Origin of the sequence: Flavimaribacter sediminis, from assembly GCF_019492055.1 — a bacterium.
GTDB classification, from domain to species: Bacteria; Pseudomonadota; Alphaproteobacteria; order Rhizobiales; family Rhizobiaceae; genus Flavimaribacter; species Flavimaribacter sediminis.
The window spans coordinates 760138-779082 of record NZ_JAICBX010000001.1 but is presented as its reverse complement, the minus strand read 5'-3'; the positions used below and the strand labels follow the sequence as shown (position 1 = coordinate 779082).

Sequence of the window (18945 nt, the reverse complement as noted above, 5' to 3'; positions counted from 1 at the left end):
TAAACTGTTCACGAACGATAACTATCGGGACGCCATCGACTTTCAGACTTCTCTTCCACCGCCGAGCACGATGTTTGAGTTTTCAAGCTCCACAATGTCGAGCGACTGACGAAAACCGTTAAACTCCGCTTCGATGCGTCTGCGGGTGCTTCGTGGACGCGCCTGCCCGGTCACTGCGGCGATCGGCTTGCCGGTCATCGTGTCAGGCGCCGCGACGCCCATCATGGCCAGAACCGTCGGCGCAATTGCGGTCAGGTCCGTGGCGTCGTCAATCTGTCCGACGCTCTCTATGCCGGCGCCGCCGAAAGCGAGCATCGTGTTGAGTTCGTGCGGATTGAGGCCGCCATGCATGCCGCCGCCGATCGGAACGCCAACGCCGCCGGTGAAAAGGCCGGTTCCGGGCGCGCCGGAAAGGTCCGGCGCTGCGGAGGATAGGGCGATCCAGAAAAGATCGGGCGCGCGGGGATGATCGATCCCGATCAGCGAATAGGCCAGCGTCCCGGCGATGGCGGCGTCCCCGTTCTCGCCGTCGCGCGAAAACACCATCCCGGTTTGCGGCATGTGCATCAGCGTGGCCGCCAGATCCTGCAGCCGTATTGCGTCGGGATTGACGAGACTCAATCCGGACACTGATCCGTGCGTCGCAAGCACCTCCGCGCCCTCCTCCATGCGGTCTGTCGCCTTGAACCCGCGTTCCTTCAGCGCGCCGATCAGGTCGAACTCGCCCGTCATGCTGATCTGGCCGTGATCGCTCATGGCGACGACCAGCGTGTCTGCAGCGTCCGGACCGCTGTAAATGGCGTCGAGGATCGAGCCGAAACAGGCGTCGACCTTGCGCGTCACGTCGAGTGAATCCCGGGAGCCGATCCGACGGTAATGGTAGGACGTGTCCGGCTCCGAGAACCAGATCAGCGCGACATCGGGCTGCAGGCGGGCAAGCACATGGTCCGTCATCACGCGGGTCGCGTAGTCGGCCTCCTGGAATTTCGGCGCGCCATTGCTGCGCGGCGGCGGCCCGAACCTTTCGATAACCTCGTCTACGGCGCCCGGCGTGCGGGTGAATTCACGGCCATGGATGGAAAACGTCCACTGACCGTTGTGGGACGCCCGGTGGTTGACGAGATAGGCCGAACCCGCGGAACCGGAATGGACGACGCAAAAGCTCTTGCCGGCCTTGGCGAGCGCGCATCCGAGACCGGCGGCCTCCACGAACCGCCCCTCGTGAAACTTCTCCGCAAGCGCCAGATGATCGGCCCTTGAGGTGTCCAGCGCCGTATCGGCGATCACCGGTCGATGGAAAAACGCGTTGTTGACGACGCCGTGCGTCTGCGGCTTCGACCCGGTGGCGAAGCTGGTCGTGGCGACGCGCGTCATCGACGGGAACACCGACCTGGCCTGTCTAAGCCATGCGCCATCGGCCGCAAACCGCCAGAGGTTGGGCGTTGTCTCCTTGCTGACCATATCCGGCCGCAGACCGTCAAAAACACAAATTACCGCCTTGCGCGCCTGGATGCTCATGATCGCCGTGTGTGAGATTACAGTGCAGAATGACAGCAAGAGCCTAGGCGCTGTTTGTGACAGTATTCATACCGGCGGATTTTCACCGCCCCGGCTCCACAGGCGGCCGTTGGTTGGATCATAATTCTGAAATCAAACTGCAATCCGTCTGTCATCGCTTCGTGATCATGTGAAGGAGCAGCCTCAACAGGCGCATTGTCTGTTCCGCGGTCGCATCACCGACCGCCCCTTCCCGTTACGAGGATCTCTGATGAGTGAATTACCGATTGTCGGCGCGGCCATGACGCTCGACTACTACGAAATACATCGCGACCTGATGCGGGAGCTTCCCCGCGACCTCGAAATCCAGGATTTCTTCTCCGCCGATCTCCTCGAAGGCGACTGGCAGTCCGCCGCGGAGCGCGCGAAGCAGCTTCTGGACGGCCATGAAGGCCGGATCGGCATTCACGGCCCCTTCTGGGGCTTCACCATCGCCTCGCAGGATCCGGACATCCGCGCCGTCGTGCAGAAGCGCTTCATGCAGGGCCTCGACGTCTGCGAAACCATTGGCGCGAACCAGATGGTCATCCACTCGCCCTACACGACGTGGGACTACAACAATCTCGACAATTACGCCGAGGCGCGGGCGCAACTCGTTGAGCGGTGTCACGAAACCCTCAGGGACGTCGTCAAGCGCGCCGAAGACATCGGCTGCGTTCTTGTCATCGAAAACATCGAGGACAAGGATCCGCACGCCCGCGTCGAATTGTGCCGCAGCTTCGATTCCGACAGCGTCAGGGTCTCGATCGACACCGGACACGCCTTCTACGCGCACGGTTCAACCGGCGCGCCGCCCGTCGACTATTACGTGCATGCAGCCGGAAACCTGCTCAACCACATCCACCTGCAGGACGCCGACGGTTACGCCGATCGCCACTGGAGCCTGGGCGAAGGAACAATCTGCTGGAAATCCGTCTTCGCTGCCCTCGGGCTCCTGGACTCCAATCCGCGCCTGATCATCGAAATCCGCGACAAGTCGAACATACCGGACTCCATCGCCTGGCTGCAGGCGCAGGGCCTCGCCCGGTAACAACGCCAATTTCCCACCGATCTGGCCCCGCGCCCCGGCGCGGGGTTCCCGGGCGTCTCTCGGCAAACGTGCTCAGGCAGTCCCTGGATCGCGGATCTTCTCCCGCGACGAAGAGAAAATGAAAGTCTTTTTGTGAAAGCCAGCGCAGCGGATGCTGCGGACACCGGACTATCCGTTCCTCCCCGCCTCCCCAACTTCCCTCATCCCGCACTTGATGCGGGATCCAGAACGGCCTCTCGGCAGACCCGAAATTTACTGGGACAACAGGCCTGCTACGATCGAAGTAGACTTCTAGCAATTGCAATTGCATGTCTGGCTGTGGCTTCGAAATTTGGTTTTAGCATGAGCTGCTGGATCGTTGCGTTCACATAGTCTTCGTTGAGGGCGTCGAGCCGGCGCGCTGCGGTGTCGCGATATTCTGCGATTTCCGCAAGGGCGTCTCGGAGTTGTTGTCCATACCCGGCGTTGCTTGCGGCCGCGATGTCGAAGATGTCGCGCGGCTGGATGCTGGCGCCGCGAAACCTGATCTTCTTGGTGATAATCTCGGGCACGGTTTCGAGGTCCACTTCTCTGCCAAGGATTTCAATCGCTTTGGCATAAGGGTCCAGTATGTGCCCGGTAACGATGAAATCTATTTCACCAACACCCTCAAAGGCAATCTTCAGATGTCCGACTCCATCGCTGTTGTAGGATGGCGCGCCAATCTGGAACTCCAGTTCTCCTACCGACGCAGTGACATAGGGCAGCAACTGCGGGTCATCGAGAAACAGATCGATGTCGTGGCTTTCACGATGATTGATCTGCAGCATCATTGCGGTCCCGCCCCCGAACGTCCATGACGTCAGGAGGTCGTGGGTGCGATTGACGTTATCGATAATTCTGTAAGCTTGTTGGAGGAGGTCTTCCCATTGGGAAGGGCGCGTACACGAGCTCAAGTCGCCAAAGCGACCGATTGGCCGGACCAATCCTGGAATACGCTCGCAACATGCGCCAGAGTATCGTTGGAAATGCCGTGCTCTAACGCAAACGCCTTCTGCGTTTCAACATCGATTTCCATAAAGAACGACGACACCTGACCGAGAGCGACATTCCCGCTTTTCAGCGCAGCAGCAAGCCCGCCCGCATCCAGCTGGTTCTGGTATGGAGCGTTCACAGTCGTCAGCAGCGCGGTTTGCGTGTCATGCGTCATAACATCCGGAATATAAGAGTTTCTCGGGTTTCCATCAAGTTTGCGATGCATCTGCCGATTCAAAGTCAAAGCCCAACCATCCGGAATTTCAACCTCACGCCGATTCATCAAGCTCCGGCTCATAACGGCCCTTGAAGCGCTCGAATATGCCGATGGTGCGCCTCGCAATGCCGGTCCAGCCGAATTGGCGGCGGGCGAAGCGCGCGCCTTCGACGATCAGCGTGTCGCGAAGCCACGGATACTGCAGGGCCATGTTGATCATGGTCGCGAATTCGACCGGACGCGTCGGGTCCGCGACAAGGGCGTGCCGGCCGAATTCGATCTGGTCGAAAAGTCCCCCGCGCGTCGTCAGCACCGTCGGCGTGCCGCAGGCCATCGCCTCGACCGCCGTCATCCCGAAGGGTTCGTAGCGTGACGGCAGGGCGAAGACGCCCGCGGCGCGGTAATAGTCCGCAAGGTCGTCGTCCGCCACATAACCGCGCCAGTCCACACTGTCGGCCACGCCGATCTCCTCGGCCTTCTTCTTCCAGCGCGTCAGCAATTTCTTGTCGGCGGCGGAATTGGCGCCTGCGGCAAGCACAAGACGCGCTTTCGGCTGCAGCTCCTTCAAGGTCGGCAGCGCGTCGATGATCAGGTCGTACCCCTTGTTGGTGGCGGCCCGCCCCACGACATAGACGTCGGTCGGTTTCAGGTCGTGTTTCAGGCGAATTTCTTTCAGCTTCTGCGGCGGAACCGGTGTGAACCGCTGCTCGTCAATGCCTGGAGGAATCATCGTGATGTTCTCCCGCGGCATGTCGTACTGTTTCTCGATGAGCTGGACCTGATGTTCGCTCGTCGCGATGATGTGATCGCAATTGCGGTAGAGCACGAATTCCTTCTGGATCCGTTCGTCGAAGCGGTAATCGGCGAAGTCGGCCTCATTGGCGCCCTTCATGGTCTTGGCCTTCCACCAGCCGAGCGAATGCGGCGTGTGGATATGCGGGATCTGCAGTTCTTCGGCGATTTTCTGGCCGGACACGCCGGCGTCCCAGTAATGGCTGTTGACGATGTCGTAGTGCAGTTTGCGCGCCCGAACCGCGGCCAGCAGGTTGCTGACGAAATCGCCGTACCAGTCGTGCATGTCCTCCTTGCGGATGAAATCGGATCCGCCGAACGGAATGCGCCAGATGCGCAGATTGTCGTTGATGCGATCCTCGGCCGGCTGGTCCTCGAATTGACGGGTGACGACGTCGACCCGGTAGCCGAGCCGCGCAAAGCGCTTGGCCAGTTCGAGTACGAAAACGACCTGGCCTCCCGTATCCGGCTTGCCGAGCTCGGGAGAGCCCGCCACATAACCGTGCAGGGAAATCATCATCAGTGAGCCAAGAGTGTTTTCGGGCATGAAGGGTCCTTTCGATCAAGCGAAAGCGCGGCCTATTTAAGCTGAAATCACACCGAAATGCCTGAGGCCTTCGATTACTCCCGCGGCGTGGTTTCGGGTCGCGCGGTAACTGGTGTTAACGGGCATCGCATCGAGGAGTTCCAGGCGGGCGTTGCCCACCGCGATAGCCCGGAATGCGACCTGGAACATCGCCAGATCGTTCTGAGAGTCACCTGCAACTATAAGGCGCTCGGTGGAAATTCCAAGGAAACCGGCAAGAAAAATCGCCGCATTGTCCTTTCCGGCAAGCGACGGGATGATATCGAAATCATCAGCGCCGGAAGCGATGAACCGGCAATCCGCGCCCGTTTTTGCAAGAATCTCACGGACATGATCCTGCGGTCCACCACGGGGCACGGCGAAGCTCACCTTGTAGCGCGTCTGGAATTCCGTCGCATGCGGCGGATGCCCCTCTGCCTCCACAATGCGAAAAATCTCGTCGCGGGGCCAGTCGCTGAATCTGGCTTCCCAATCCCCGATCAAAGCGCCGTCGACGCGGATTTCGGTCCCCATCGCGGTGATGCAGGCGTCGGCTTCGAAGCCCGGCGGAAATTCGGTTTCAATGGTTTTGTCGACGCTCGCCGAGGGGCGGCTGGAATTGAGCGCAAAACGCACGGTGTCCCGATGCGCTGCGAGTATATCCGCCAGATCGCATAGCGCCTGCGCGTCGCCAGTCAGCGTGTCATCGATGTCGCTGACGACCAGATAGGGTTCGCGCGTCATATCTCGCTGGCCGGACCCGGTCCAATGATCTCCGCGTCGACAGGCCGCGTGGCCGTATACACGCTGTCCTGCTCGGTGGTCGGTCGACTGAGCGACTGCATGACGACATCGCCAAGTTTGAGATTGGCCGATTCCGTGTAGAAGCCGACATGCCCCTCATAAAAACCGTCGTCGACGAGGCTCAGCGTCACCTGGCCGTTGATCGACAATTCGAGATACATGCCATGGCAGACGATTTCGATTTCCCATCCGCCCTGCATGATGTTCGACAGAAAATATCCGGTCTGCAGCGTCTGGTAAGTGAAGGCGTGTTCGAACTCGGGCGTCGGATTGGCGCCCCAGTGCCGGATCTGCGCTATTCCCTTGACCAGATCGAGCGACAGGTAATAGCCGTCGCCCGCTTCCGACACGCGTATCACCATTCCGCATTTGCCGAGCCCTGCCAGTTCGATGCGGGCGCGCAGGCGAAAGTCCTGCCGCAGGCCCGGCAGCAAAAACGCCTCATAGCCGCTCGGGCAAAGAATGTGCATGCCGTCGTCCAGGTCCTCGACTCGGGCGTGCGGATTGTCGAACAGCATGGAAATCTGGCCGGGGTCGCTGATCGTTTCGCAATCGCAGACCAGCGCATCGAATCCGCTGAAGGATTTCAGATGCAGCCTGCCGTCCTTGCCTGAGACGATCTCTTTTGGCGGCGGCAGCAGCCGTGTGATGATTTCGCGCCCGTACAACGTTTCCTTCCGCGAGAAGAAGTTGAAGAGCAGATATTTGCCCTCGTAGCAGCAGATCCTTGCGGCGTAATTGCCTTCCGGCAGCAGCACATTGTCGTAGAAATTCTCGTAGGGTCCCTCGATCCGGTCCGACCACCAGTAATGAACCTTCGTGTCTTCGCGTATGGATCCGAGCAGGAAGTAGCGGTGCTTGATGCGAATCAGGTTGGGCACTTCGATGTCGTCGTAGAGGCCCGGCCGATGCAACGGCTTGTCGAACACGAACACGTCCGGCTCGACCTCCCGCGCCAGCCCCACGCAACCGCGACGGATGATCGGCCCCTCGTTGATCCGCGCCGACGATAACAGCAGCCGCTCGCCGCTTTCCTCGTCGCGATAGAAGAACGGGTCGCGGAAGCTCACCCATTTGCGGCCCTCGTCGGCGCTGGATTCATAAAACCGGCCGTCGATCTCCAGCGGGTAATTGCCGTTGTTGCAGCGCTTCCAGTGATAGAGATCGTCCGATCGCGCGAGCCCCACGCGCTGCACCCGGCCGAATTCCGCGCGGGAAAGCCCGGTGTAGAACATCCGCCAGGAGCCCGGTTTTTCCGGGTCGGGCGAGACATGCATCGTCCACAGCATGTCGTCGTCCCATTCGCCGGGCTCGCCGACGAACAGGGCGTTGCGAACCCGGTTCCAAGCCATCCCGTCCTTGCTGACCGCATGGGCGATGAAGTCATGATTGGGCAGGACGAGATGAAAGAGGTGGTAGACGCCCTCATGGCAGACGATATCGACATCGCCGATGTCGGAGCGAAGAAATCCGTGCGAAGCGTACATGTCAGCGATACTGACCCGATTTCCTGAGCCGTGTAAACAACATGGCGGTTGTCGGAACGGAATTCAGCGTCTTTCTATTCCGGAAAGACCACCGTCTTGTTACCGTTCATGAAGACCCGGTCCTGCAGATAGTAACGCACTGCGCGCGCAAGCACCCGCCTCTCGATGTCCCGTCCCTTGCGAACCAGACCCTCGGGCGTGTCGCGGTGGCTGATCCGTTCGACGTCCTGTTCGATGATCGGTCCCTCGTCGAGATCACCGGTGACGAAATGCGCCGTCGCGCCGATCAGTTTCACCCCGCGCTCATGCGCCTGGTGATAGGGCCGCGCGCCCTTGAAACCCGGCAGGAACGAGTGGTGGATATTGATGCATTTGCCCGACAGGCTGCGTGACATCTGGTCCGACAATATCTGCATGTAGCGGGCCAGCACGACCAGTTCTGCGCCGGTTTCCTCGATCAGATCGGTGATCTGCTGTTCCTGCTGCGGCTTTGTTTCCTTGGTGATCGGCAGATGATGGAACGGAATGTCTCCCATCGTGATCTGCTTGTAGGTGTCCCGCGGATAGTTGGAAATGATGCCGACCACATCCATTTCAAGGTCGCCGCTGCGCCAGCGATAGAGAAGATCGCCCAGGCAATGGTCGAAACGCGACGCCAGCAGCAGCACCTTGCGGCGGTGTTCGCGGTCGCGAAGCGTCCACTCCATGTCGAGTTCGCTCATCACCGGCTCCAGAACCGCCCTCACCTCGTCCAGCGTGACCGTGTCGTGGTTGAACACCATGCGCACGAAAAACCGGCCGCTCTCCGTATCGTCGAATTGCTGGGAGTCGAGAATGTTGCAACCGAGCCCGAAAATCGCGGTGGAAACGGCTGAAACGATGCCCGGACGATTGACGCAATGGGCGGCGATAATGAAGCGGTTGGAATCCATGAAAACCTCTGTCAGGCAAGTGCGCGCCTTGGCGCGCGCAGCGGGGATTTATGCGTCCCGCGCCGCGCGTCCGGCTCGGGAACGCGTGCATGTATACATTTCAGTGTAGCGATGACAAGGCGTCGAATGGAGGCAGTGAAAACAATTAGGGGGAGACGACAATCTCCCCCTTGAATGTATGCATGCGATCAGGTGACGCTTCGAATAAGCCTGATGATCAGGAGCAGTATGACCGCCCCGATGACCGCGGCGATAATCGCGCCGATGATCCCGCCGCCAAGCGACAGTCCGAGTGCGGGGAAAAGCCAACCGGCGATCACGGCCCCGACAATTCCGATGATCACATCGCCGACAAGCCCGAACCCGGATCCCTTGACGATCAGACCGGCGAGCCAGCCTGCGATACCGCCAATGATGATCCATATGATCAGAGCCATCAACACGCCCATTCCGGCGCCAACTTCAGATTCCATGGTTAAACCCTTTTTCCCAAGTGCATGTTTTCATGCGGAAATCCAACGCTTCAACGCGTACTCGGCTACAAACGACGCCTGCTGGCTGGACGACATTGTCGACAAAACTTCAGATGCGCCGCACAAGGCTTTCCGGAGCCTGTTCCGGAATAGTGCAGACTGCCCCTTTCAGGTGACAGTGTAATTTCAATCGAACAATACTAAGGTGTAAAACGAGCTCGAATAATGACCAAAGTTACTGGCTAACGCAATTCGCTGTCAATCGAGCGCCGATTTAAGTCACTGAATTCTATGGTGCAGGACAGCATAACCGCCGATTGATCGGCATCAATGCGCGCTACCGAAAGTCGCTTTAACCGTATGGCGAGATCAGGGCCCTCACCTATGAACGAAGCCGTATTCACAACCCGAAACCTCACCAAGATATATCTCACCGGAGATGTCGAGGTCCGCGCGCTGAACGGCGTCGATTCCGAGCTCTACGGCGGGGAACTCGCAGTCCTGCTTGGACCGTCCGGGAGCGGAAAATCGACCTTCCTCAACATCGTCGGCGGTCTTGACCGGCCGACATCCGGCCAGGTGACGTTCCGGGATCAGGACCTGGCGACACTCTCCGATGGAAAACTGACTCTTTACCGCCGCAACCATGTCGGATTCGTTTTCCAGTTCTACAATCTCATTCCGAGCCTGACCGCCTGGGAGAACGTCGCTCTGGTCACGGAAGTCGCCGACAATCCCATGCCACCGGAAGAAGCGCTCGCCATGGTCGACATGGAAAAGCGCATGACCCATTTTCCCGCCCAGCTTTCGGGCGGCGAACAGCAGCGCGTGGCGATTGCGCGCGCCATCGCCAAGCGCCCGGAAGTGCTTCTGTGCGACGAGCCGACCGGCGCGCTGGATTCCAAGACCGGCGTCATCGTTCTGGAGGCGTTGACCCGCATCAACAGGGAGCTCGGAACCACCACGGCGATCATCACCCACAATGCGGCGATCCGGAACATCGCGCACCGCGTCATCTCCTTCATCGACGGCAAGATCGCCGAGGTTCAGGTCAATGACCAGCGCATCGAACCCTCAGAGGTCGTGTGGTGATCATGAACATGCTCGACCGCAAACTCGTGAGAGATTTCGTGCGACTGTGGGCCCAGTCGCTGGCCATCGCCATGGTGCTTGCCTGCGGCGTCGCCACGCTCATCCTGTCTGTCGGCGCCTATCGCTCGCTCGAAGAAACGCGCGCCACCTTCTATGACCGGTACCGCTTCGCCACCGTCTTTGCCTCGGCCGTGCGGGCGCCGCGTCACCTCAAGTCGCGCATCGCCGACATACCCGATGTCCTGTCGAGCGAGTTGCGGATCGCCGAACCGGTTCTCATCGACGTCGAGGGCATGCGCGAGCCTGCCTCGGGCATGGCGATTTCCCTGCCCGAGTTCAGGGATCCGGCGGTCAACCGGCTCTATCTGCGCCGCGGCCGGCTGCCGGAGCCCGAACGCAGCAGCGAGGTCGCCGTGGTGGAGACCTTCGCGGATGCGCACGGCTTCGAGCCCGGCGACAGTTTCGAAGCCATCTTCAACGGACGAAAGCAGCGGCTGAATATCGTCGGCGTCGTCCTGTCGCCCGAATACATCTATGCGATCGGTCCGGGCGATATGGTGCCGGACCCGCGACGCTTCGGCATTTTCTTCATGCCGGAAAAGGTGATGTCCGGCCTGTTCGACATGGAAGGGGCCTTCAACGACGTCGTGCTCACCGCGGCGCGCGACGCCGATACGCGCGTGATCATCGACCGTCTCGACGAGATCCTCAAACCCTATGGCGGCGGCGGCGCCTATGACCGCGAAGACCAGATTTCGCACGCCTTCCTCGACGCGGAACTGGACCAGCTCAACGCCATGGCGACCGTCATTCCGCCGATTTTCCTCGCGGTCGCGGCGTTTCTCGTCAACATGATCCTGTCCCGTCTGATCGCGCTCGACCGCGAGCAGATCGGCCTTTTGAAGGCCCTCGGCTACCGCAATCTGACGGTCGGAATGCACTACGCCAAGCTGGTGATCCTGATTTCCCTGGCGGGAATCCTCATCGGCTCGGTATCCGGCTGGTGGCTCGGCCGCGGGCTCACCCGGATCTACGCCCAGTTCTATTCGTTCCCGTTCCTGATTTTCCGCCAGAGCGTGGATCTCTACTTTCTCGCCGGCGGCGTATCGATCGCCGCGGCCGTCGCCGGAGCGGCGAAATCCATCTGGAGCAGCGTCACCCTTCCGCCGGCGGTGGCCATGCGTCCGCCCGCGCCAACCACCTATCGCAACACATTTGTCGGCGCCTTGCAGCGGATCGGCGTTTTTTCCCAACTGTCGATCATGGCGTTCAGGCACCTGCTGCGCTGGCCCGTGCGGTCGTTCCTGACCATGCTCGGCACGTCGATGTCTGTCGCGTTGCTGATCACGTCACTCTTCTCCTACGATTCGATCGACTACATGATCGACGCGATTTTCTTTCGCGCCGACAGGCAGGACGCGACGATCACGTTTTCGGTGGACCGCGGCCCGCAGGCTCTGATCGCCGCAGCGGCGATGCCGGGCGTCATGCGCGCCGAACCCTACCGCATGACGCCGGTCAATCTCAGGCATGGTCATCGCGAATTACGCATGTCGTTGACCGGAGTTACGCCGGACAGTGATCTGTCGAGAGTTCTGGATCTTGATCTGTTTCCGGTCGCCGCGCCGGAAAACGGCGTCATTCTGTCAGAACGGGTGGCCTCCAAACTGAAGCTCGAGCCGGGCATGACGGTAGAGGTCGAATTGCTTGAGCGCGACAAGCGGCTTGAGGACGTCACCGTCGTCGGGGTGGCGCAAAGCTATATCGGCCTCAACGCCTATATGCATCTCGATGCGCTGGACCGTCTTTTGCGGGACGGGCGACAGATCTCCGGCGCGCGCATATCGGTTGACGAAGCGATGCTTGACGAGCTCTACGACGTCATCAAGTCCACGCCTGTCATTTCTTCGATTGCGCTGCAAGGCGTCTCGCGGGACCGTTTTCGCGCGACCATCGAGGAAAACATCACCACCATGTCCACCATCTATGTGACGCTGGCGGTGATCATCACCTTCGGCGTGATTTACAATTCGGCGCGTATCCAGCTTTCCGAGCGCGCGCGCGAACTGGCCAGTCTCAGGGTCTTCGGCTTTACGAAAGCCGAAGTCTCCAGCGTCCTGATCATCGAGCTCGCGCTGATCGTCCTCGCAGCCCAGCCGGTCGGCTGGCTGGTAGGCTATGGGCTGTCGTGGTCCGTGATGCAGGGGCTTCAGAGCGACCTGTTTCGCGTGCCGCTGATTATCTATACGTCGACCTATGCAACCGCCAGCCTGGTCGTCATCGCGGCGGCTGTGGCCTCGGTCCTTATTGTCCGGCGGAGGGTAGATCATCTCGACCTCATCCGCGTATTGAAAACCAGAGAGTGACGCCATGCGTGTTTGGTTGAAACGGCTTGGAATATTACTGATCGCAATTGCCGTCATGGCAGGCATATACTTGGCCTTCCGCGAACGTCCGGTTCCCGTGGACGCCGCCATGGTCGAGCGCGGCTATATGGAAGTCACGATCGTCGAAGAGGGCGTGACCCGCGTCAAGGACGTCTATGCAGTGTCCTCGCCGATCGCCGGCCATCTCGATCGCACCACGCTGGACGAAGGCGAACCCGTCGCGGCGCATTCCACCGTCATCGCGTCGATCCACCCCCTGGAACCGCCTTTTCTGGACGAGCGGACGCGCGCCGAATTGCGGGCGGCCGCCGAAGCCGCCAGAACGGCCATTGCGCTTGCGGAAGTCGAAAAGAAAAGAGCAGAAACAGCTTACAACCTCGCGCAATCCAACTATCGCCGGGCCGAGCAACTGGCAAGGAGCAAGACCATTTCCACAAGCCAGCTGGAGCATTCCTTCAGCGAAATGGAGCTTCAGAGAGCGCAGGTTGAAAGCTCCGACGCGACGATCCGCCTGCGCAAGGCGGAACTGGATTCGGCGCTGGCGAGGCTGAAGCAGCCGACGAACATCCAGCAAGTGGAGGATACTGAAAGTTGCTGCGTCCACATGACCGCGCCGATCGACGGCGTCGTGCTGCAGATCCTCACCCGGAGCGAGCAGGCGGTGACCCCCGGAACCCGGATCGCCGAGATCGGCGACCCCGCAAACCTCGAAATCGTTGTCGATCTGCTGTCAAGCGACGCCGCGCGCATCCGGCCGGGAGCCAGCGTCCGCATCACCGACTGGGGCGGCGAGGACGCGATCGAGGGAACGGTCAGGACCGTGGAGCCGGCCGCCTTCACCAAGATTTCTTCCCTGGGAATCGAGGAGCAACGCGTCAATATCATCATCGACATAGACGAAGTGCCGGCGAGCCTCGGCCACGGCTTCCGGATTCTCGCCCATTTGCGCGTCTGGGAAAAAGACGACGTCCTCACAGTGCCGATCGCCGCGATATTCCGTTCGGGAGGATCGTGGTCGGTCTTCGTGATTGACGACGAAAAGGCGAAGCTCGAAAAGGTCGAACTCGGGCGCATGAACGATACCGTGGCTCAGGTGCTCGGCGGCCTTGAGGCGGGCGAAATGGTCGTGCTCTACCCGAGCGATGTCCTGGAAGACGGGAAGCTTGTCGAAATCAGACCGGATGGCCGTTAGGTGGGCGCCATCGTGGCGCTCATGATCCTGAATATCGTTTGGCCTTACGGATCGGGCGCTTAACAGCGTTTTCGATCAGCTTTTGCGTTCCCACGGCGGGATCGCAAATGCATCCTTTTCATCCTGGCTGCCCGGCTCCATGAAGTCGTGCATGGCGTCGTCTGTGAAATAGCGCCAGAACTCTGCTTCGAGCGTATCACCGAAAAAGGAGAAATCGCCGGCGCTCTGGCGCGCTTCCAGATACCGCCGGTATGCGTCCAGCGGTTCGGGGCCCAGTTGCTGATAGATGACGCGGCCGCCAAATTCTTCATACAGCGCCCTGTTGATCTTCCACTGGCGGATCATCGAACGCGCCATCTGTTCGCGCATTACGGCAACCTGTTCGGCTTCCTCCGCAGAGAGATCCTTTTCAGCCGCCAGACCTTTTTCCGCCATGCCCTGACGCATTCGTTCAACGAAGGCGTCGACCTCGTCCGGAGTGGTCTCTATTGCATTTTCGATAGCATAGTCATCGAAAAGCTGCGTGAGTATCGCTGACTGCAATTCCCTCGGATCGCTTATGCGGATGTCTTCACCAAGCACCCTTGCCGTTGGGTCTTCCATCGGTTCGAACTCGATAATCGAGCCGTCAGCCATGGTCGCCAGAAACAGATGACCGTCTTCCATGACGTAGCTGCGCACCCATTCAAACTGCGACAGATAAATTTCCGAGATTGAGCTGGGCGGGCACATGGCTTTCGTCGACGCGATTGGACCGAATTGCAATTGGCCGCCATCGTTCGTCCATGCGCCGGCGCCGCGGTTGCAATCGGCCTGGATCGCAACGCGGCCATCCGGCAGAAACTCCAGCGTATAACGCGACGGGTTCTCGGGTCGGGCGACCGTATCGTTCATTGACTGGATCTCGACCAGCCTCCAGGATGTGCCAGTCAACTCTGCGGCGTTTGCATGGCCCGGTGAAAAAGCCAGTCCGATCAAAATTGCGCCAATTCGATACACAAACACTTTTGCCTCCCCCGATCACCGCCAATGGGCCTTCGTCGATGCGCTGGACGGCGATCGACGCCGTTCGACTGATCTATATTCAGCGCATCAACGGCGCCTCGCGTCAACGGTCGGCGGGGTAAGCCAGCCCGTAGGCGACGCCCACCAGCGCGCCGCCAATTATGTTGCCGATCGTGACAATGAACAAGTTCTGCGCGAAGGCTGAGACGCCGACATCGGCGCCCGCCGCCATGCCTTGCGGGAACAGATACATGTTGGCGACCGAATGTTCGAGGCCGAGCAGGACAAAGGTCGCAATTGGCCAGATCACCGCAGCGACCTTGCCAATGACGGTTTTCGCCGCCACGGAAAGCCACACGGCAAGGCAGACCAGCATGTTGCACAGGATTCCGCGAAACAGCGCCTCCTGCCATTCCAGCGCCGCCTTCGCCTCGACGATTGCGGCCGCCCGCTCGGCCATGCCGCCTTCAAGAACGCCGCTTGCCGCCACCACAATCGCCAACAAAACGGATCCCGCGAAATTCCCGACATAAACGAGAGCCCAGTTGCCCGTCATTGCCATCGGCGATATCAGCCGGCTGGTCATCGGCATGATCAACAGCGCGTTGCCGGTAAAAAGTTCAGCCCCTCCAACGACGACAAGGATCAGTCCGAGGGAAAAGACGACGCCTCCCAGAAACCGCGTCGGACCAAACGCCGGATCCGTTCCGACCGTAACCTGGGTGAAAGCAAGCCCGCCGAGGCCAATAAACACGCCGGCGAGGATCGACAGCATGACGATGGAGAGCGCCGGTTGCCGAACGCGCGAAGCCCCCACCCGGCGTATGAAATCTGCAATCTCCCTGGGTTTCAGGGTGTTTTGCGCGGCGACTTTTGTTTCGGACACCTTTCTGTCTCCCATATGGAATTGCCGAATTGATCTGCCGCAATGCAAATTCGATAGCATCGACGTAGAATCGAATAAACCTATAAATGGAGGCATTCATGAAAGTACCCGCCAAGCTGGTTTTTCCGTCTGCGGCGCTGCTCGCCTGCGTTCTGGTCGTATTGCCGGCATGGTCGCAGTCGTCCGACCCGGCCTGGGTCGATGATTTGCGCATGCAGTTGCAGGTCGAGAAACAGTGTGAGGTCAACTACTTCATCAATATGCGCGAAGGACAGTTGGGCGCCCACGCGACGTTCGAAGCGCGCGTTCAGTGCGTCGACGGAAGAATGTTCGACGCGGCCAAGACGGAGCCTGAAAAGACGTTTACCATCACGGCCTGCGGCGCCGAGCTCTGCTGATATCTGCAGCGCAACAAGTGAAGGCTCTGCTCAGTTCATTCGAAACAGAGCCTTCACGAGCGTAAACACACTCACCTGCGGAAACGTCACCGACGCCGCGCGACCGACCGGACAGGCCTTCCGTTTCGCTTCATGCAGAAACTTGACGATGACTTGGGCCGTATTCGCGTCATGCCCTGACGCCGATGCGGCCAGCTCCCGGTCCGTCAGTTTAGCGCCCGGCCCACGTGTGAACAGGACAGCGCCTTCGTGGACGTTGCTTTCCCCCTCGATGAGAATTTGCGCCGACATGCCCTCGCCGAGCAGGCCGGCCAAAACGTTGGAAGCCGGCACGTCGACCAGCAACGATCCACAATCAACCCATTCGACAATGGGCGAACCGACATTGACCACCTCGCCCTGATTGGCGATCCTGACCCATACGGTCGAACCGGGCGGCGCCTTCACGAGGGCGGTGGTTGTGGCGCTAAGGCCAGTCTCCTCCGCCTCCAGGTCCTTGCTGGCCTTTTCGATATCGGCTTGCGCGTCGATGATATCGGCGGACACCTTCTCGATCTGAAGACGGATGCTGTCTCTGCTGCTGTAGGCCCAGTCAGGACTGCGGCCGTCGCTCTCGATGAAGACGCCCTCGTCCGCCAGCCGTCGTCGCAATTGCGCGCCGGCAAGCTGTTTTTCCCGCGCCACAAGCAGTTCCTGCAGGTCCAGCAAGTCGCGCAGGGCGACTTCCCGGGTTGATTCCGAGACGGCGCCGGAGGTCGTCAGGGCGACCTTGCGGTCCATGGCGGCCTGGGCGAGGCCCACACGCTGGCGCAAGAGGTCGATTTCCCGGTCAAGACCCTTGATGACGATATCCAGATTGTCTCGAAAGCCGGCCGCATAGTCATCGGTGCGCTGCTTCCATTCCTGATCCAGCGACTGCATTCGGCCCTGATAGGCCTGAAGCCTTGCCAACTCCGCCTGGGCGTTCTCCAGAATCGCCTGTGCCCGCAACCTGTCGGACGTGTCGGCGTAGACGTTGGTGACCTCCGCGACCAGTCCGGTTTCATCGATGATCGAGCCGGCTTGCGGCGGAGAAGAGACAATCGTTCCCTGGATAGGCGACGCAGCCACGTCCAGCCATGTCGTGACGGCGGACTCCCTCTCGAGATAGAAATAGAAAGACGGTCCGAAGATCACGCCGAGGGAGGTCACAGTCACAGCGACGACAAGGACGGTCGCCCAAAGCCGCAGATTGGACTTTGTCTCGGATGCGGCGCGCTCCGCAGGAGTTGTCGCCGGGTCGGTCACCTTGTCGACGTCCCGGACGATATCCGGCTGTTCGCCCTCGCCGACATTCTCCAGGAACCGGGCTGTGATCAGACGAAGGAGCAGGATGCCGAGCTTCGGATGCTGAAGGAGCGTGCCGAGAATATCGCTTTGATCCAGGGAAAGGATGGTCCCGTCCGTCTTGGCGATGGCCGTCGCCGTGCGACGGCCGGACGGTGAAAACAGTCCGAACTCCCCGAACAGCGTGCCCGGTTCCAGATCTGCGCCAACCTCCGGCAGACTGATGGCGCCGGTCGCCAGAAAGTACAATTTGTCGGCCGGATCGTCGGCGCGAAAAATCACGTCTCCAGCCTTCATCCTGTGCGGTTTCATCAGCGGCAGGAGTGGTTTGATGGAAAAGTCGCCGACGGCCGCCGCCCCGACATCGCGCAATTGCGCTCGCAGCTGATTGAGGCGCACCAGGTTGAGCGGCAGGAGCGCGCTGTGCAGAACCAGTATCGGCAGAAGACCTTCTATCGATGCATAGGTAATGAACGCGATATTGCTGAGGATGCCCGCGATGCGAAGCGGCATCATGGTCTTCATGTAGAAGGTCGCAAACACCAGAATGGATGCTGCGTAGCCTGCGATCTCGCCGACAGTCACCGGAGCCTCTCCCGCTGTTCGCCCGCCTGCGGACAAGACAGCAGTCTTGCCGCATGAAACGGTTCCGGCCGGTTATCTGTTTACTGAAAATCTACCGGCGGATGAAAACTTCATCCTGAAAACCACCTTAGGTCAAGCAGTCCTGAAGAGAAATAATCTGCTTGTGAGCAACCGCTTCATTCGGATCAGTGCGCCATGAGAAGCGGGATTGTCGCCTTTTCCAGCATGGTGCGGGTCGTGCCTCCGAGCAGCCATTCGCGCAGGCGCGAGCGGCCATAGGCGCCCATCACGATCAGGTCGGCATCCTTGTACAACGCATGTTGAAGGAGAACGTCGGAAACGTCCCTTCCCGCGCTGGCGATCACGTCCACGGTCACCTTGAGGCCGCGCCTTGCAAGGAAAAGCGCCATGGCGTCGCCGGGGTTGGCCGTTGTCCCGCCGCCGTCTGGATCCACCAGAACCAGATGGACCTCCTCCATCGTCTCCAGCATCGGCAAGGCAAGGTGGATGGCGCTGGCCGCTTCCGGTTCCCCGTTCCACGCCATGAGAACGCGACGGGCTTGTGTGAACGGCGTCGACGAGCGGCCCAGCACGACCACCGGCTGACCGGATTCGAAAATGACCCCGTTGAAGGCCTCGGTCGCCAGCGCGTCTTCCGGAACGCCGCCATTGGCAAGCACGGTGACGTCGGCGATCATGGCGTGACGCGACACCGTATGCCCCACCATGCCGCGGCTGCAGCACTCGATCGTCACCGAGGCGGAGACGCCGCTTTGCGCGATCATGGCGTCGAGCGCCTTTGCCCTTTCGTCAGCGCTCTTTATAATGCGGCTGTATTCGTCCGCCATGGAATAGTCCGGCAGGCCCGGATAGTTCGCCGTCGGGATCGACTTGACGACGCCGAGCACGATAATGTCGAGATGAGCGCCGATATCGCCCGCCAGCGCAACGAACGGCTGGATGGCGTCCGCCGCCTCGTCGATCGAGTGAATGGTAAGCAGGGTCGTCACGCTCATCGTCCAGCCTTTCGCCAACAGATTGAACTCGCACGCAGTTTATACCACGGCCCGCTTCCGGATGTTGCGTTAGATCAATCGACGAAAGAACCGCCCGAGGCAAAACGCGCTTCGGTTGATGAAAATCAAGGTAGAAATGGCTCCCGCATGCAATGATATTCTAAAGGCAACGCCTGTGAGGTGACTG

General features: G+C 60.1%; 17 protein-coding genes. 5 read left to right on the top strand and 12 right to left on the bottom strand.

What is annotated here, in order from left to right; translation table 11 throughout:
- Window positions 1–42: 42 nt before the first annotated feature.
- On the bottom strand, window positions 43–1518 hold the full coding sequence (locus K1W69_RS03675; protein ID WP_220226976.1) for an alkaline phosphatase family protein: 1476 nt from the start codon (window positions 1516–1518) through the stop codon (window positions 43–45).
- A 250-nt stretch (window positions 1519–1768) separates the two neighbouring features.
- On the opposite strand from K1W69_RS03675, the gene K1W69_RS03670 reads away from it, so the two are divergent.
- Window positions 1769–2587, top strand: coding sequence for a sugar phosphate isomerase/epimerase family protein (locus K1W69_RS03670; protein WP_220226975.1), 819 nt, complete (start codon window positions 1769–1771; stop codon window positions 2585–2587).
- Window positions 2588–2859: 272 nt separating this feature from the next.
- On the opposite strand, the gene K1W69_RS03665 is transcribed toward K1W69_RS03670, so the two are convergent.
- The 7 genes from K1W69_RS03665 to K1W69_RS03635 all read right to left on the bottom strand — a co-directional run bounded on the left by K1W69_RS03665 (window position 2860) and on the right by K1W69_RS03635 (window position 8871).
- Complete coding sequence (locus tag K1W69_RS03665; RefSeq protein ID WP_370688166.1) at window positions 2860–3399, bottom strand: nucleotidyl transferase AbiEii/AbiGii toxin family protein; 540 nt, start codon at window positions 3397–3399, stop codon at window positions 2860–2862.
- Between the two features lie 119 nt (window positions 3400–3518).
- Window positions 3519–3884, bottom strand: a complete 366-nt coding sequence (locus K1W69_RS03660) for a hypothetical protein (RefSeq protein ID WP_220226973.1) — start codon at window positions 3882–3884, stop codon at window positions 3519–3521.
- Window positions 3871–5157 carry a glycosyltransferase gene (locus K1W69_RS03655; protein ID WP_220226972.1) on the bottom strand — a complete coding sequence of 429 codons (1287 nt, stop codon included), beginning with the start codon at window positions 5155–5157 and terminating at the stop codon, window positions 3871–3873. Before K1W69_RS03655 ends, K1W69_RS03660 begins: the two co-directional genes overlap by 14 nt.
- 36 nt (window positions 5158–5193) lie before the next feature.
- Window positions 5194–5919, bottom strand: coding sequence for an HAD-IIB family hydrolase (locus tag K1W69_RS03650; RefSeq protein ID WP_220226971.1), 726 nt, complete (start codon window positions 5917–5919; stop codon window positions 5194–5196).
- On the bottom strand, window positions 5916–7466 hold the full coding sequence (locus K1W69_RS03645; RefSeq protein ID WP_220226970.1) for a glycoside hydrolase family protein: 1551 nt from the start codon (window positions 7464–7466) through the stop codon (window positions 5916–5918). The genes K1W69_RS03650 and K1W69_RS03645 overlap by 4 nt, the downstream gene beginning before the upstream one ends.
- Before the next feature lie 74 nt (window positions 7467–7540).
- Window positions 7541–8398, bottom strand: coding sequence for a formyltetrahydrofolate deformylase (gene purU / locus K1W69_RS03640; protein WP_220226969.1), 858 nt, complete (start codon window positions 8396–8398; stop codon window positions 7541–7543).
- Between the two features lie 188 nt (window positions 8399–8586).
- On the bottom strand, window positions 8587–8871 hold the full coding sequence (locus K1W69_RS03635) for a GlsB/YeaQ/YmgE family stress response membrane protein (protein WP_370688165.1): 285 nt from the start codon (window positions 8869–8871) through the stop codon (window positions 8587–8589).
- Window positions 8872–9255: 384 nt separating this feature from the next.
- On the opposite strand from K1W69_RS03635, the gene K1W69_RS03630 reads away from it, so the two are divergent.
- From K1W69_RS03630 to K1W69_RS03620, 3 genes are read left to right on the top strand one after another with little or no spacing between them, the layout of a single operon-like run.
- Window positions 9256–9963, top strand: coding sequence for an ABC transporter ATP-binding protein (locus K1W69_RS03630; RefSeq protein WP_220226968.1), 708 nt, complete (start codon window positions 9256–9258; stop codon window positions 9961–9963).
- Between the two features lie 2 nt (window positions 9964–9965).
- Window positions 9966–12329, top strand: coding sequence for an ABC transporter permease (locus K1W69_RS03625; protein WP_220226967.1), 2364 nt, complete (start codon window positions 9966–9968; stop codon window positions 12327–12329).
- Window positions 12330–12384: 55 nt separating this feature from the next.
- Window positions 12385–13542, top strand: coding sequence for an efflux RND transporter periplasmic adaptor subunit (locus tag K1W69_RS03620; RefSeq protein ID WP_258570793.1), 1158 nt, complete (start codon window positions 12385–12387; stop codon window positions 13540–13542).
- Between the two features lie 75 nt (window positions 13543–13617).
- On the opposite strand, the gene K1W69_RS03615 is transcribed toward K1W69_RS03620, so the two are convergent.
- Together K1W69_RS03615 and K1W69_RS03610 are read right to left on the bottom strand one after the other, a co-directional pair.
- Window positions 13618–14547 carry an META domain-containing protein gene (locus K1W69_RS03615; RefSeq protein WP_220226965.1) on the bottom strand — a complete coding sequence of 310 codons (930 nt, stop codon included), beginning with the start codon at window positions 14545–14547 and terminating at the stop codon, window positions 13618–13620.
- 103 nt (window positions 14548–14650) lie between these two features.
- Window positions 14651–15433 (bottom strand): formate/nitrite transporter family protein, encoded by a 783-nt coding sequence (locus K1W69_RS03610; RefSeq protein WP_220226964.1) that lies wholly within the window; start codon window positions 15431–15433, stop codon window positions 14651–14653.
- Between the two features lie 98 nt (window positions 15434–15531).
- Here K1W69_RS03610 and K1W69_RS03605 point away from each other — a divergent pair, with 98 nt between their 5' ends.
- Window positions 15532–15831 carry a hypothetical protein gene (locus K1W69_RS03605; protein WP_220226963.1) on the top strand — a complete coding sequence of 100 codons (300 nt, stop codon included), beginning with the start codon at window positions 15532–15534 and terminating at the stop codon, window positions 15829–15831.
- 30 nt (window positions 15832–15861) lie between these two features.
- Here the strand turns inward: K1W69_RS03605 and K1W69_RS03600 are convergent, their stop codons facing one another.
- On the bottom strand, window positions 15862–17742 hold the full coding sequence (locus tag K1W69_RS03600) for a cyclic nucleotide-binding domain-containing protein (protein WP_220226962.1): 1881 nt from the start codon (window positions 17740–17742) through the stop codon (window positions 15862–15864).
- A 185-nt stretch (window positions 17743–17927) separates the two neighbouring features.
- Window positions 17928–18758, bottom strand: a complete 831-nt coding sequence (locus tag K1W69_RS03595; RefSeq protein ID WP_220226961.1) for a universal stress protein — start codon at window positions 18756–18758, stop codon at window positions 17928–17930.
- Window positions 18759–18945: the final 187 nt, after the last annotated feature.

Excerpts from the sequence above, each read along its gene's own strand:
- K1W69_RS03660 (WP_220226973.1), bottom strand. The coding sequence starts at position 3,884 with ATGAATCGGCGTGAGGTTGAAATTCCGGATGGTTGGGCTTTGACTTTG.
- K1W69_RS03595 (WP_220226961.1), bottom strand. The coding sequence starts at position 18,758 with ATGAGCGTGACGACCCTGCTTACCATTCACTCGATCGACGAGGCGGCG.
- K1W69_RS03670 (WP_220226975.1), top strand. The coding sequence starts at position 1,769 with ATGAGTGAATTACCGATTGTCGGCGCGGCCATGACGCTCGACTACTAC.
- K1W69_RS03605 (WP_220226963.1), top strand. The coding sequence starts at position 15,532 with ATGAAAGTACCCGCCAAGCTGGTTTTTCCGTCTGCGGCGCTGCTCGCC.
- K1W69_RS03650 (WP_220226971.1), bottom strand. The coding sequence starts at position 5,919 with ATGACGCGCGAACCCTATCTGGTCGTCAGCGACATCGATGACACGCTG.
- K1W69_RS03665 (WP_370688166.1), bottom strand. The coding sequence starts at position 3,399 with ATGATGCTGCAGATCAATCATCGTGAAAGCCACGACATCGATCTGTTT.
- K1W69_RS03645 (WP_220226970.1), bottom strand. The coding sequence starts at position 7,466 with ATGTACGCTTCGCACGGATTTCTTCGCTCCGACATCGGCGATGTCGAT.
- K1W69_RS03620 (WP_258570793.1), top strand. The coding sequence starts at position 12,385 with ATGGCAGGCATATACTTGGCCTTCCGCGAACGTCCGGTTCCCGTGGAC.
- K1W69_RS03635 (WP_370688165.1), bottom strand. The coding sequence starts at position 8,871 with ATGGAATCTGAAGTTGGCGCCGGAATGGGCGTGTTGATGGCTCTGATC.
- K1W69_RS03655 (WP_220226972.1), bottom strand. The coding sequence starts at position 5,157 with ATGCCCGAAAACACTCTTGGCTCACTGATGATGATTTCCCTGCACGGT.
- K1W69_RS03630 (WP_220226968.1), top strand. The coding sequence starts at position 9,256 with ATGAACGAAGCCGTATTCACAACCCGAAACCTCACCAAGATATATCTC.
- K1W69_RS03675 (WP_220226976.1), bottom strand. The coding sequence starts at position 1,518 with ATGAGCATCCAGGCGCGCAAGGCGGTAATTTGTGTTTTTGACGGTCTG.
- purU (WP_220226969.1), bottom strand. The coding sequence starts at position 8,398 with ATGGATTCCAACCGCTTCATTATCGCCGCCCATTGCGTCAATCGTCCG.
- K1W69_RS03625 (WP_220226967.1), top strand. The coding sequence starts at position 9,966 with ATGAACATGCTCGACCGCAAACTCGTGAGAGATTTCGTGCGACTGTGG.